12 protein-coding genes are annotated in these 15177 nt (G+C 33.7%); 10 read left to right on the top strand and 2 right to left on the bottom strand.

Annotation, left to right across the window (positions count from 1 at the left end; all coding sequences use genetic code 11):
- Nucleotides 1–7 precede the first annotated feature (7 nt).
- The 5 genes from HM983_RS07885 (at nucleotide 8) to HM983_RS07865 (ending at nucleotide 6979) form a co-directional block, all read left to right on the top strand.
- Entirely contained in the window at nucleotides 8–1078 is a 1071-nt protein-coding gene (locus HM983_RS07885; protein WP_179344872.1) for a DUF3810 domain-containing protein, read from the top strand.
- 133 nt (nucleotides 1079–1211) lie between these two features.
- Nucleotides 1212–4184: an amidohydrolase family protein gene (locus HM983_RS07880; RefSeq protein WP_246277488.1), complete on the top strand. Its 2973-nt coding sequence runs from the start codon at nucleotides 1212–1214 to the stop codon at nucleotides 4182–4184.
- Between the two features lie 49 nt (nucleotides 4185–4233).
- Nucleotides 4234–5541, top strand: coding sequence for an amidohydrolase family protein (locus HM983_RS07875; protein ID WP_179344871.1), 1308 nt, complete (start codon nucleotides 4234–4236; stop codon nucleotides 5539–5541).
- A 100-nt stretch (nucleotides 5542–5641) separates the two neighbouring features.
- A complete protein-coding gene (locus tag HM983_RS07870) occupies nucleotides 5642–6247 on the top strand; it encodes a hypothetical protein (RefSeq protein WP_179344870.1) in 606 nt (201 codons plus the stop codon).
- A gap of 54 nt (nucleotides 6248–6301) precedes the next feature.
- On the top strand, nucleotides 6302–6979 hold the full coding sequence (locus tag HM983_RS07865) for an rRNA adenine N-6-methyltransferase family protein (RefSeq protein ID WP_179344869.1): 678 nt from the start codon (nucleotides 6302–6304) through the stop codon (nucleotides 6977–6979).
- Nucleotides 6980–6981: 2 nt separating this feature from the next.
- Here the strand turns inward: HM983_RS07865 and HM983_RS07860 are convergent, their stop codons facing one another.
- The gene (locus HM983_RS07860; RefSeq protein WP_179344868.1) at nucleotides 6982–7779 is read right to left on the bottom strand and encodes a DUF6503 family protein; all 798 of its coding nucleotides are present in this window, start codon (nucleotides 7777–7779) and stop codon (nucleotides 6982–6984) included.
- A 79-nt stretch (nucleotides 7780–7858) separates the two neighbouring features.
- On the opposite strand from HM983_RS07860, the gene HM983_RS07855 reads away from it, so the two are divergent.
- From HM983_RS07855 to HM983_RS07835, 5 genes are all read left to right on the top strand, one after another.
- On the top strand, nucleotides 7859–8659 hold the full coding sequence (locus tag HM983_RS07855; RefSeq protein WP_179344867.1) for a TrmH family RNA methyltransferase: 801 nt from the start codon (nucleotides 7859–7861) through the stop codon (nucleotides 8657–8659).
- Between the two features lie 9 nt (nucleotides 8660–8668).
- Nucleotides 8669–9901 carry a M48 family metallopeptidase gene (locus HM983_RS07850; protein ID WP_179344866.1) on the top strand — a complete coding sequence of 411 codons (1233 nt, stop codon included), beginning with the start codon at nucleotides 8669–8671 and terminating at the stop codon, nucleotides 9899–9901.
- Nucleotides 9902–10042: 141 nt separating this feature from the next.
- Complete coding sequence (locus HM983_RS07845; RefSeq protein WP_179344865.1) at nucleotides 10043–12466, top strand: hypothetical protein; 2424 nt, start codon at nucleotides 10043–10045, stop codon at nucleotides 12464–12466.
- 64 nt (nucleotides 12467–12530) lie between these two features.
- On the top strand, nucleotides 12531–13190 hold the full coding sequence (locus tag HM983_RS07840; protein WP_179344864.1) for an alpha/beta hydrolase: 660 nt from the start codon (nucleotides 12531–12533) through the stop codon (nucleotides 13188–13190).
- Nucleotides 13191–13279: 89 nt separating this feature from the next.
- Nucleotides 13280–13999: a CPBP family intramembrane glutamic endopeptidase gene (locus HM983_RS07835; protein WP_179344863.1), complete on the top strand. Its 720-nt coding sequence runs from the start codon at nucleotides 13280–13282 to the stop codon at nucleotides 13997–13999.
- A 41-nt stretch (nucleotides 14000–14040) separates the two neighbouring features.
- Here the strand turns inward: HM983_RS07835 and bshA are convergent, their stop codons facing one another.
- Nucleotides 14041–15177 carry an N-acetyl-alpha-D-glucosaminyl L-malate synthase BshA gene (bshA, locus tag HM983_RS07830; RefSeq protein ID WP_179344862.1) on the bottom strand — a complete coding sequence of 379 codons (1137 nt, stop codon included), beginning with the start codon at nucleotides 15175–15177 and terminating at the stop codon, nucleotides 14041–14043.

Here is a 15177-nt window from a genome sequence, read left to right as displayed (position 1 = left end):
TTGAAACATGTGCAAACACGTAAGATTAATCTTAGTTATTTTTCTTGGAATTCAATTGATTTTGATTTCAATTTTAAAGAAATTTCCTGAATTTGTCGAGCAATTTTACAGTAACGGAATTTACGTGTTTCTTTCAAAAATGATGCGCTATGCTTTTGGTTGGATTCCTTTTTCTGTAGGTGATGTATTGTACACTTTAGCCGCCATTTATATTATTAGATGGCTTTTTGTAAATCGTAAACGTATTTATAAGGATACAATAAGTTGGCTATTGGATGTTGGTGCTACGTTGTCTATTTTATATTTTGCATTCCATCTGCTCTGGGCTTATAATTATTACAGATTGCCGCTTCATAAATCATTAAATCTCGAAGCAGATTATACAACTGAGGCATTGGTTAAATTCACCGATAAGCTAATTGCTAAATCTAATGCGGTTCACGACCAACTCAATGGTGGCGAAGATTCCTTGCGTATCGTTCTTCCTTATAGTAAGACAGAAATCCAAAATAGAATCAAGGACGGCTACCAAAAACTAACAACAACTTATCCACATTTGAAATATCATCCAAAGAGTATAAAGAAATCAATTTTCAGCACACCTTTAATCTATATGGGGTTTTCGGGCTATTTAAATCCATTTACTAACGAAGGACAAGTTGCGAGTATATTGCCAACATATAAATTTCCAACAACATCATGCCACGAAGCTGCGCATCAATTGGGTTACGCGGCAGAAAACGAAGCAAATTTTATAGGTTCTCTTGCTGCGATACACAATGACGATATATATTTTAAATATTCAGGTTATACATTTGCGCTTCGGTATTGTCTGGCCGAAATATTTAAACGTGACACTGAAATTTACGATAGGATTATTACAAAGGTGAACTTCGGCATTATAAAAAACTACCAAGAAGTACAGAATTTTTGGCTGGATTATGCAAATCCTGTAGAACCTTATTTTGCAAAAACCTTTGATAGTTTTTTAAAGGCCAATAACCAGTCTGGTGGTATGGAAAGTTACAGTTATGTAGTAGCACTTTTAGTGAATTATTATGAAAACAAAACCTTATAAATCCTTACTTCTGTAAGTAAAGGCAGGACAATTAATTACTATTTTGCCTTTGTAAAAGTTAAAAAATCGCATTTCATTATTGCTTTTAGCTATAATCCTTATATTTAGAATTCTAATTTAATTAATCTTTTTTATGATAAAATTCTATTTACGACTGTTCGTATTCATGTGCAGTTTTTCTTTATTTGGCCAGGACTATTTCCCTAGTAACACAGGAGTTATAGCAAATAATTCTAATTACACGGCTTTTACCAATGCCACTATTCATGTATCACCTACTGAAGTGATAGAAAATGCTACCATGGTGGTAAAGGATGGTAAAGTTGTGAGTGTTGGCAAATCGGTTTCCATTCCTAAAAACACAACCACTATTGACCTGACTGGAAAATCTATCTATCCATCTTTTATAGATATGTTTACCGATTTCGGCATTAAAAAACCAGAACGTGCTCGCGGCAATGGTCCACAATATGAGGCAAGTAGAACTGGTTTTTATTGGAACGACCATGTGATGCCAGAACAAGATGCAATGACATCTTTTAATTATGATTCCAAATCGGCTACCGAAATGCAAAAATTAGGTTTTGGCATGGTAAATACACATATGCCAGATGGTATTGTGCGTGGTACTGGAGCGTTAATAGCACTTAACAATAATGCCGATAATGCGGTTAGAGTGGTTGATGGCAGATCTGCTCAATATCTTTCTTTTGACAAGAGTGTCGCTTATAGACAAGCCTATCCTTCTTCTATTATGGGTAGTATGGCATTGCTTAGACAAATGTATCACGATGCCAATTGGTATGCAGACGGCAATGTAAAAACCAAAGATTTGTCACTCGAAGCTTTAAATAAAAATAAAAATTTACACCAAATTTTTGAAGGAGGTAGTAGAGCCAATTTATTACGTGCTGATAAGGTTGGTGATGAATTTAATATTCAATATGTGATTTTAGGTGGAGGCGATGAGTATGAGCGCATTGAAGAAGTGAAAGCAACCAATGCACCAGTAATTTTACCTATAGATTTTCAAATGGCTTATGATGTAGACAATCCTTACTTAGCTTCTACTCTAGCTCTAAGCGATATGCGTGCCTGGAATCAAGAACCACACAATCCAAGATTATTAGCTGAAAACGGAATTACATTCGCATTAACTACACACGGTTTAAAATCTAAAAAGTCTTTTAGTTCTAACTTAATGAAAGCCATTGAAAGTGGACTTTCTAAACAAAAAGCCCTAGAGGCTCTCACTACGGTTCCTGCAAAATTATTAGGAAAATCTGATGTAATCGGAACTCTGAAAGCTGGTAGCTATGCTAATTTTTTGATTACTTCTGGTGATATCTTTGATAAGAAAACCACATTGTTCGAAAACTGGGTGCAAGGCACACAGCACATTATAGAAAACATGAATGTGAAAGATATTGATGGTGATTATACCTTTAACCTAGCTGGTAATTCATATGACCTCGCCATTTCTGGAAGCGCTAGCAAACCTAAAGCAAAACTTGAAACTGGAGACAAGAGTCTCGGCAACAAAATATCTTATGTGGATGATTGGATGAATTTAACCTTTAAAACTGCTGATAGCACCAAAAACGAATTCATAAGAATTATTGCAACCACAAAAGATGGTAACAGTCTTAATGGTAAAGCCACATTACCAAATGGTAATGACGTATCATTTTACGCCAACAAAACTAAAAAAGATGACGTTGACGATAATGATGACAAAATGAAAAAAGATGAAGATGATAAAGACGGTGAGGTAACTATGATGCCAGTTACTTACCCTAATTTGGCTTACGGTTTTGAAGAAAAGCCAAAAGCTGAAACCTTATTGTTTAAAAATGCTACCGTTTGGACCAATGAAGCAGAAGGCATTCTAGAAAACACAGATGTTTTAATCAAAAATGGTAAGATATCTAAAATCGGTAAAAACCTTTCTGACGGAAGCGCTAAAGTAATCGATGCTACTGGCAAACACTTAACATCGGGTGTTATTGATGAGCATTCACACATTGCGGCAGCTTCAATTAATGAAGGTGGACAAAACTCATCTGCCGAAGTTACTATTGAAGACGTTGTAGATGCAGACGATATTGATATCTACCGTAATTTAGCAGGTGGAGTAACTTCTATTCAAATTTTACACGGTTCTGCCAATCCAATCGGTGGACGCTCTGCGATCATTAAACTCAAATGGGGAGAATCAGCTGAAAATTTAGTTTACGACAACTCACCTAAGTTTATAAAATTTGCCTTAGGTGAAAATGTAAAACAGTCCCGAAGCCAATTTAATGCACGTTTCCCACAATCACGTATGGGTGTTGAGCAGGTCTTTGTAGATTATTTCAGTAGAGCTAAGGCTTATGACGAAGCAAAGAAAAGCGGGAAGCCATATAGAAAAGACATTGAGATGGAAGTTCTCGCAGAAATTTTGAACAAAGAGCGCTTTATTTCTTGTCACTCTTATGTACAAAGCGAAATTAATATGTTGATGAAAGTCGCTGAACAATTCGACTTTAATATCAATACGTTTACACACATTCTAGAAGGTTATAAAGTAGCCGATAAAATGGCAGAGCACGGAGTTGGAGGATCAACCTTCAGCGATTGGTGGGCTTATAAGTATGAGGTTAATGACGCCATACCATACAATGCAGCTATTATGCACAATGCAGGTGTCACTGTAGCTATTAATAGTGATGATGCCGAAATGTCACGACGCTTGAATCAAGAGGCTGCTAAATCCGTAAAATATGGAAATATCAGTGAAGAGGACGCATGGAAATTCGTAACATTAAACCCAGCAAAACTTTTACATTTAGATGATAGAGTCGGTAGTTTAAAAGTTGGGAAAGACGCGGACGTCGTTCTTTGGAATGACCATCCGCTTTCGGTTTACGCCAAAGCAGAAAAGACCATTATAGAAGGGGTTACTTATTTTGATTTGGCCCGCGATAAGCAAATGCGTGAATCTATTCAAAAAGAGAAAAGTGAACTGGTTAATCTAATGCTACAGGAAAAGAACAAAGGTTTAAAAACCCAGCCTGTAAAGAAGAAGGAGAAGGTATTGTTGCATTGTGATTCAATGGATTAATACTTAGAACAAAATAGATAACCTAAAGGTTTAAAATAAAACATTTAAAATGAAAAAAAATATTATAAATATATTCAGCTTTTTGCTCTGTAGTGCGATTGCTTTTGCACAGCAAACTCCAGCGCCAAAACAAAATAAAGATTTTGCTATTGTAGGTGCAACAGCCCACATTGGCAATGGTGAAGTGATAGAAAACAGTATCATAGTTGTCAGTGATGGAAAGATCACAACAATTGGTCCTGAAGCTTCAACACCAATTACAAAACAAGCCATGGACATGATTGACGCCAAGGGTAAACACGTATATCCAGGATTTATTGTTGCCAACGGTACCTTAGGGTTAGTAGAAGTCGATGCCGTTAAAGCCTCTAACGACCTATCTGAAATGGGTATGTATAATCCTCATATAAGAAGTATTATCGCTTATAATACTGAATCTAAAATTGTAGAATCCATGAGACCTAATGGCGTACTATTAGGTCAAATTACACCGCGTGGTGGAAGAATTGCAGGCACATCTTCAGTAGTGCAATTTGATGCTTGGAATTGGGAAGATGCAGCCATAAAAACTGATGATGGTATTCACATCAATTGGCCAAATAGTTTTAGTCGCGGACGTTGGTGGCTTGGAGAAGATCCAGCTTTAAAACCAAATGAAGATTATTCTAAACAAGTCAAGGAATTGGCTGAATTCTTTAACGAATCCAAAAGTTACGATAAAGGAAAAAAGGCAGAGAAACATTTGCCATATGAAGCATTATCTGGATTATTTGATGGTTCACAACATTTGTACATCAATGTAGATGATGAAAAAGGGATTACCGATGCTGTTAATTTTGCAAAAGAACAAGGCGTAGCCAACATCACCATTGTTGGTGGTTACGAATCTGGCAACATTACAGATTTTTTGAAACAGAATAACGTTTCCGTATTTTTAAGAAGAGTACACACCAGGCCAGAGTCTGAAGATGATGACTATGATTTACCGTTTAAATTAGCAAAACAATTAGTAGATGCTGGTATTCTAGTAGCTTTAGAACCAAGCGGACAAATGGAACGCATGAATTCTAGAAACTTACCGTTTTATGCTGGTACTACTGTGGCTTATGGTTTAACTAAACCACAAGCTCTGCAATTAATCACCCAAAATCCTGCAAAAATTTTAGGTATAGATGATATGTACGGTACCTTAGAAGCCGGCAAAAGCGCTACACTATTTATAAGTGAAGGTGATGCGTTAGATATGCGAACCAACAAAGTAAGCCATGCTTTTATTGATGGCAGAAAACTTAGTTTAGAAACCCACCAGACTGAACTTTGGAAACGCTATGCTGAAAAGTACAGCAGAAAAGAATAAATTGAAAAGCGAACCTAACGGTTCGCTTTTTTTTTGCTCTAGAGAAATAGAATCAGGTTGAGAATGATTTTAAACTTTGAAATTTCATTAAATTTATATTATGAAACTAATGACAACGATATTCTTCTCATTTCTAATTATTCAACAAGGTTGTAATTCGGAAAAACGTTACACACGAGAATTCTCTATGGAAGATTCAACAATTATAGAAAGTACTATTTTAGATTTTTCTAAAAACAGTACGCTTTACCAAACAAGTAATCTTTTTTCAGTTAATAAAGAACAGATTTTAAAATCCGTAAAAACAGATAATCCAAAAAACAAAAACTATAGCCTCATAAATGGTTTACCATATCAAAATTTAATTCAAGTTACCATTACAGCTAATCCTTCGACTGAGAGCAAATTTGATGCATCTCAAATTGGAGATAAAAGCAAATTGATTCCATCTAGATATGTTGAAAGAGACGGGAAACTTTTTGTCTGGATAGACGAGGATTATCCATTGACCGAAAAAACGTATCAAATACTTAAAAAATATAATGTTGTACAAAACGATAGAAATTCAGAACAAGCGGAAATTGCCCAACCCGAAAATCAGTATTATTACTTTTGTCCCAATAATATCAATAAATTTCTAAGACTTGAATTAGATCAAAATATCAATACACTGAACGACCCGATATTGGATTGTATTAATAATTAGGTTAAATTCAATTCAGACATTTTAATTAATACTAGCCAGACATTGGTTACTTCCATGAAAATAATAGACATTACCACACGTACAATCACTAAGATAAAAAGAGACGGTTTTAGACGTACTTACAATGCTGTTTTTTCTAATATATATGATAATTATTTTGATTGGAAGTATGGTTTAGATACAGAAGCTTGGGTATCTCACGAAGACCTCGTAAACGAAAATAAATTGGCTGAGCACACTGGCCATTATCAAGCTATTAATGTAATCCTTATAAAAAACATCTTAAATCGGCTCAATCTCTCTAAAGAACAAACATTTGTAGATTATGGATCAGGAAAAGGACGTGTATTGCTTTTGGCTGCAGAATATGGGTTTAAAAAGGTCAAGGGAATAGAACTCTCAAAAAAATTATGCGATATCGCTTTGAAGAATATTGATATATATAAATCAAAAAGAAATATATCTCAAAATATAGATGTTTTAAATATTGATGCCACAACGTATCAACTTAAAAAAGAAGATACAATACTTCATTTTTTTAATCCTTTCAACGGAATTATTTTTGAAAAAGTTGTGAATAACATAAAGAAATCTCTCGAAGAGCATCCTAGGAAAATGACAATAATATATATGAACCCTCTTGAAAAAGCAACCTTAGAATCTAAATTAGAATTTTCATCTAAGGAAAGCTTTTTTTGGAATGAGGAATATATTATCTATACGATTAACTAGGTTTATTCAACTGTTTTAGCGTCTGCTGGTTTTTTAAACATAAAATTGTCCACAGGATCAGTTGATAATTTAACATCAGTGAATTCTACGGTATTTCTTTTTTCTGTTGGCAGATTGTTCTCATACTTATACCAATCTACACTTTTAGGCAGCACTAGACCATTAATGTTTTGCCAATTGTTATATTTTATGAAATGAAAATCTTTGCTTTTGCCGTCTTTACCAAAAGTAACCGTATAACCCAACCATTGCATTTGTCCTGATTCATCATCATAGTAAATTATGTATTGGTCGTCGGGTGAAGCACCTACTCCACTTTCGTATGAAATTAGTATTCCTGGATAGGTCTTACCTTCGAAAGTTAATGGTTCTGCATTTTCATACATAATGCCATCATCGCCAACTATAAATGGCATGGCATAGAAATACATCATTAAGCCTCTATAAAATTGTGCATTACCTTTATATTCTTTGTTATCCTTTTCATTAATCCAAATGCTCTCTCCATCATATCCTTGTGTATGTGTAGGGGTGTCGATAAGTTCTGCCCTAGAGTTTAAATCTACAGTAGTGATTTCTTTACCATTTGGTTTTTCCATTGTAAAGGACAGCATATTCATTTTGTTCCATTGATCGATCCCACCGTGGGCATCAAATACTTTTGTAATATTTTCTGGATAAATACTGGTAGTGATGTCTTCACTACTTACTGATTCAGATATTATTGTTTCGGATTTTTTTTCGTTCTTACAAGCTATAATTAACAATGCTAGCAAAAGGAAGTAAGTGATTTTTTTCATCGAGTTGTGTTTTTTTTGGTTTTAGTTGAAGGTTTGGACGTATTTTGTAATTTAAAATTACATTACTTTTGCTTTAATTATGATTAAAAAAATCTCTAGCCCACAAAATCAACTCATAAAACAACTCGTTCAGCTCAAAGAAAAATCGAGAGAACGAAAAAAAAAGTCTCAGTTTTTAATTGAAGGAAAGCGCGAATTGTCTCTTGCTATTAAAGGAGGCTATAAGATTGAAACCCTTTTGTTTTTTCCAGATTTATTTTCTGAAAGTGAAGCGAAAGCGATGCAGCAATACGATATTGAAATCATAGAAATTTCAAAAGAAGTATTTCAAAAATTGGCATATCGTGATTCTACTGAAGGAATTATAGCAGTGGTAAATACTAAAGCTCACATTTTGGACGAATTACAATTCACCTCTAAAAATCCTTTAATTCTTGTTGCAGAAGCACCTGAAAAACCAGGAAATGTCGGTGCATTACTCCGTACGGCAGATGCTGCAAATATTGATGCCGTGATTATTGCCAATCCTAAGTCAGATTTGTACAACCCAAACATTATCCGATCGAGCGTAGGCTGTGTTTTTACTACTCAAATTGCCATGGCAGATTCAGCAGAAGCAATTGCATTCCTAAAGTTTTACAATTTCAATGTATTTTCGGCAATTTTACAAGATTCTGAGCCATATCACAAACAAGATTACACCCTGCCAACTGCGATAGTTGTTGGTACAGAAGCAACGGGATTATCTCAAGATTGGCGAGATGCAGCGACTAAAAATATCAGTATACCGATGGAAGGCGTCATCGATTCTATGAATGTATCCGTTGCAGCCGGAATTCTTATTTTTGAGGCTGTTCGGCAAAGACGAATTGACAACTAATTACTAAAAATGACAGCACAAACACTCTTTTACCTCATTATTGCAATCATCGTTCTTAATTTTATTAAGGATAAAATTCTTGACGCTATAAATGCCAAACATTTTAATGATGCCATACCATCTGAATTAAATGATGTATATAATGAAGAGGAATATAAAAAATCCCAAACTTATAAAGCCACAAATTATCGTTTCGGATTGTGGTCATCATTTTTTTCTTTGATATTAACATTAGGCTTTTTGTTTTTAGATGGTTTTGAATATGTAGACAATATTGCACGAAGCTATTCTAACAACCCAATCATAATTGCTTTAATTTTCTTCGGAATAATTATGATTGCGAGCGACATCATTACCACACCGTTTGCCTATTACAAAACATTTGTAATTGAGGAGAAATTCGGGTTTAATAAAACTACTAGAAAAACTTTTTTCTTAGATAAGTTGAAAGGTCTATTAATGATGGTTATTATTGGAGGTGGGATTATAGCATTAATCGTTTGGTTTTACCAATTAACAGGGAATCAATTCTGGCTTTATGCTTGGGGAATTATAACTGCTTTTACGGTATTTATGAATATGTTTTATTCTAAACTCATTGTGCCTTTATTTAACAAACAAACACCTTTGGAAGACGGTGATTTAAGAAACAAAATATCGGCATACGCTAGATCTGTTGGTTTTAATCTCGAGAAGATTTTTATCATTGATGGTTCTAAACGAAGTACGAAAGCCAATGCCTATTTTTCTGGCTTTGGAAGTGAAAAACGGGTCACACTTTTTGATACTCTTGTTAATGATTTGGAAGATGAAGAAATAGTTGCTGTATTAGCGCACGAGGTTGGGCATTATAAAAGAAATCATATTGTAATTAATTTGGCCACTTCTATATTACTCACTGGGATAACGCTTTATATTTTATCTATTTTCATTTCTAACCCTTTATTATCTAATGCCATCGGTGTTGAAACACCTAGTTTTCATGTTGGTTTGATAGCATTTGGATTGCTCTACTCACCTATATCAGAGCTTACAGGATTGATAATGAATTATGTTTCACGCGTTTTTGAATACCAAGCAGATGATTACGCTAAAAATACTTACAAAGCCGAGCCATTGATCAGTTCATTAAAAAAATTGAATAAAAACAGCTTGAGCAATCTAACGCCTCATCCAGCTTATGTATTTATGCATTATTCTCATCCTACGCTTTTGGAGCGGGTTCGGAATTTGAGAAAATAGAGGTGCTTTGTTCATTTGTCATTTTACATTCTTTTTTTGAAATAGGTTCTTGTTCCGACTAGATGTTAAATTATCTTACGTAATTCAACTTAGTAATAAATTTCATTAAATTTAGAAATAGAACTTTCAAAAAGAATTATTATGCAATTATCTAACCTATTTAGACATCTAAAAATAAAAATTGCTCTAATTTTTTTGATACCAATTGCACTATCCAGTGGTGTAACAGAGCCATTGAATGCCCAGTCAAAAAATTTTGAAAACGTAGTAGGTTCATTAAAAGAATATGCTGCACCTTATAGAGAAGTCACATACGCACACCTAAATAAAAGTACTTTCATTAAAGGCGAAATGATTGGATTTAGTGCTTATGTCTTTGATAAAGATCTTAAAATACCTTCAAAGCTTACAAAAAATTTATACTGCACTATAAGCGATGAAAATAATAAAGTGATTAAAAGCAAACTCATAAAAATAAACAATGGCTTTGCTCACAATGTTTTTAATATCGATAGTACATTCACTTCTGGTAACTACACATTTAATGCTTACACTAATTGGATGAGGAATTTTGATGAGCCAAATGCATATACAGAATCATTTAAGGTCATCAATCCAGACGAAGAAACCATTATAAAAAAAACAGTAACAGAGCATATTTTAGACGCTCAATTTTTACCTGAGGGTGGTAATTTTATTGATGATGTTAAAACCACAGTTGGAGTAATTATTAAAAATATTGAAGGCTTCGGTGTTGCCGATATTGAGGGTACGGTTTATGATTCTAACAACCAATTAATAACAACATTTAAAACCAGTAAATTAGGTATAGGACGGTTTTTATTACATCCTAAAATGAACCAAGAGTTTTTGGTTAAAATCAACCATTTAAACAAAGATTTTAATTTTAAAATCGATGATATTCAACCAAAGGGCATTTCCATTAACATCACCAATACTTCTAGAAAGTTAGTTGTAGGTCTCAACACCAATGATAGGACTCTAGAAGAAATAAGAGGCAAACGCTTTCAACTGCTTATTAATAATGGTAAAGATGCAAAAAGTATTGGTGTTAGCTTTAACGAGAAAAGTACGGTAAAAACAATTGAAAATGAACAATTATTTTCTGGTATAAACATCTTAACGCTATTTGATGAAAATAATAGACCAGTGTTAGAGCGAATGGTTTTTAATTATGAAGGCATAGAGCGATTAACAACCGATTTACCAACCATTAAAAAAATCAGGGACTCTATGCAAATTAAGGTTCCTATATCAAATTTAGCTGATACATCTTTAGAAAATTCTAATATTAGTATATCAGTTTTACCAGAAGCGACCAAATCTTACCATAAGCACCAAAATATAATCTCCCAATCTTATCTTCAACCTTATGTTAATGGCTATATTGAAAATGCCCATTATTATTTTACGGATATAGATGGCAGAAAAAAATACGAACTCGATAATCTACTGATTACCCAAGGATGGAGCAGTTATAATTGGAATACTATATTTAATTATAAGAGCGACAATAATTTTGTTTTTGAAGATGGCATTCTACTTAAAGCCAATCAGAATAATAAAAAGAACCAAAATTTCATGGTTTACCCTCTTAAAAACAATGATGGTATTGCCTTAAACCTCTCTGAAGACAATAATAGTTTTGTAGTTTCAAGCTTATATCCTGAAGGTGATGAAAGTTTGGGCATCAGTTCAACGGATAAAAAAGGGAAAGCAGACCAACCTAATTTATATCTACAGTTTTTCCCTTCCAAAATACCTGAGTATAATTATAGTGTAAAAGCTTTACCCACAAATCAATCGACAATTTCTGAGCTCACGTCAACATCCCCATTTACTTTACGGGATATCAAAGAGACACAAATGCTAGAAGAGATATTGGTAAAAGGAGATTCTAAAATAGAAAAAATTAAAAGGCTACAGGGTGACGCATTCAGTGATATTGATGTATTTGATGATGCTAAGCGAAGAATGAATATGACCTTTACCAATTATATCAACTCATTTATTCCTACATACTATGCATATGAATCAACTGGCAATGTTACAATTGTTAGAAGGCTCGCTACTACTCTATTTGGTTCTGCGCAATCACCAATTGTTTACTTAGATGACATGCTTATTCCCAATTTAAACTATTTTTATGGATACAATATGAACACGGTAGATTATGTAACTGTCAATAAAAATGGATTAGGAGAAGGTTTTTTTGGTGCTAATGGAGTTATCAAAATTTACACTTCACTAGATTTTATTAAATCAAAAAGTCGTACAGCATTTAAACAATTTCAATTTCCTATAACATTTTCTGAGAGCAAAAGATTCTACGTACCAAAATATGAAGCGTATAAAGATGATTTTTTTAAAACTTACGGTGTGATTGATTGGTTTCCAGATTGTAAGATTGATCATAATGGTAACTTGACTTTTACTATCTATAATCCGGCCAACAATAATCTCAAATTATTTATTGAAGGTGTTACTGAGGATGGGAAATTTTTATCCGAAGTAAAAGTTTTAAATATAAGCAGTAGTAATTAATTTATTTTGTTGACTTTATTAAGGATTATTTCAACTGTCTTGAAGTCATAATAAAATAATTAATATGAAATACGTTAAAAGATTCAGAGATTCTGTATCAACCGCAGTTTTACTTTTAGTGATCCTTCTCTCTTGCCATACGAAGAATGAAGATAAATTCATTTTTTTTCTGCACAATAGATTTCTAGAAACACACGAGCTTCATGAATTGCATCCAGAATTTGGACGTACAAAATACGAGGAAATCATTGCTGAGTTTCAAAATAACGGCTTCACGGTTATTAGTGAAATAAGAAATGGTAATGTTAATGCCAGAACTTATGCACAACGCGTAGTCGAACAAATAGATAGCTTGATCTCCATAGGAACTAAATCCAATAACATCACCACAGTCGGTACTTCAAAAGGTTGTTATATTGCACAGTATGTTTCCACATTATCTAATAATCCCGAATTGAATTTTGTATTTATTGCAAGCTTTAGACATAGTGATATTCAGAATATTCCTGACATTAATTATTGCGGCAATATTCTCAATATTTATGAATCATCCGATCCCTTTGGTGTTTCCTCCATTGAACGAATAGAAAACTCAAGGTGTACAATTGAAAACTTCAAAGAAGTTGAACTGAATACTGGTTTAAGTCACGGCTTTCTTTTTCAACCTTTACAAGAGTGGATAAAACCTACTATAGATTGGGCCAATGGAAATTATTTACTTTAATATCTCGTACTGGCACGAATCCTCAATGAAATAAAGTAACAAATCTCAATCACAGTCGTCGTTATTACAAACTTAAACCGCTTATAACTATGACTAAAACCAACCAGAGAGCTGTAAGCAAAGCCAAAACTTTAATTGTTTTTGTCTTAACGATATTCATAGGCTACTTACTTTTTATTTTACCAGATGTTTACTTTGGAGTTACAAAAATTAATGGTGGTAAAACAGGGATTAACCTTCACTATATGGCTGTTTTTCAGTTTGTAACAATTACTTTTCTACTTTATATTTCTCTGAAATTATTAAAAAAGGACTTCAGATATATTGGGTTAAAGTTCAAGAATCTGAAACATGATATTCTATTTGGACTGTTGTTTGGAGGTATATGGACGGGCTTGCAATTTTTAATAATTATCCCTAATACAGGTGGTGCTCAACGAGCAGATATTATAGGAATGTTGAGTATGTACGATGGTAGTTTGTTAGGTACAATATCTTTTTTGAGTCTAGGAATAATTGGAGGTGGCATTACAGAAGAGCTTTTTAATCGTGGGTATTTTATAAATATTTTAAAGGATGTTTTTAAAAATGAAAGAGTTGGTCTTTGGTTTTCGGCATTATTGTCAATTCTTCTATTTTCTATGGGACATTTACCGACAAACGGTTTAGAATGGTTCGATATTTTAGTACCAACTATTATGTACACTTTGCTGTTTTTAAAAACAAAAAGACTGACAGCTTCTATTGTAGCCCATGGATTTTATAACATGGCAGCCATTCTACTAACTTACTACTTATACTATAATTAAAATGTCGAAATTCCATTTTAGGGTAATTGGTTCTACCTCATTTAATGTACCAAATAAGTTTCTAAAGTTTTCTTATAAATAGCTTCATATTGAGGCACAATATTTCTAAGATCAAACTTTTTGGATTGTGCTTTGGCATTGGCTTTAAATTGGTTTAAAACCTTTGTGTCCTTCAAAATTTTGATGGCATTTGCAGACATATCTTCAACATCCCCAACATCACTTAAAAATCCTGAATAGCCATGTTCGTTAACTTCAGACAAACCACCTGCATTAGTAGAAATTACAGGTGCACTGCTTGCCATAGCCTCTAATGCTGCCAAACCAAAACTCTCGGTTTGCGACGGCAATAAAAACAAATCGCTGAAACATAAAATTTTATCTACTTCATTGCTGTTTCCTAAAAAGACAACGCGATCCTTAAGTCCAAATTTACTGACTAAACGCTCAGCCGCTTCTCGCTCTGGACCTTCTCCTACCAACATTAATTTAGCTGGCAATTCCTTTTGAATCATGTTAAAAATCTTAATAACATCTGGGATACGTTTTACTTCCCTAAAATTACTAATGTGGGTAATTATACGCTCATCATCATCTGCCATTACCTCTCGTTGACAATCCGTAAATGCATGATTAGATTTTTCTAAATCAATAAAATTGGGTACCACATGAATATCTCTTTTGATATTGAAAAGCTTTAAGGTATCCTTTTTAAGACTTTCAGAAACCGATGTCACGGCGTCAGATTGGTTAATACTAAAGGTCACTGCTGGTTTATAAAATGGATGACTTCCCACCAAGGTAATATCTGTACCATGTAAGGTCGTAACTATTGGTACATGAATATTTTCATCTTCCAACATTTTCTGAGCCATATAAGCAGCGTAGGCATGCGGTATGGCATAGTGAACATGTAACAATTGAATACCGTGTAATTTCACCATATCCACCAATTTACTAGACAATGCTAGCTCATATGGCTGATAATGAAACAATGGATATTCTGGTACGTTGACTTCGTGAAAATGCACGTTGTTGCTCAACAATTCTAATCTTACGGGTTGACGGTAAGTTATAAAATGAATTTCGTGTCCACGTTTGGAAAGTTCTAGTCCTAATTCCGTCGCTACTACTCCACTTCCACCAAATGTTGGGTAACAAACAATGCCAATTTTCAT

The organism is Winogradskyella ursingii (genome assembly GCF_013403975.1).
In the GTDB taxonomy this organism is placed as follows: Bacteria; Bacteroidota; Bacteroidia; order Flavobacteriales; family Flavobacteriaceae; genus Winogradskyella; species Winogradskyella ursingii.
The sequence above is the reverse complement of the archived record's forward strand: the minus strand, read 5'-3'. Positions and strand labels throughout refer to the sequence as shown.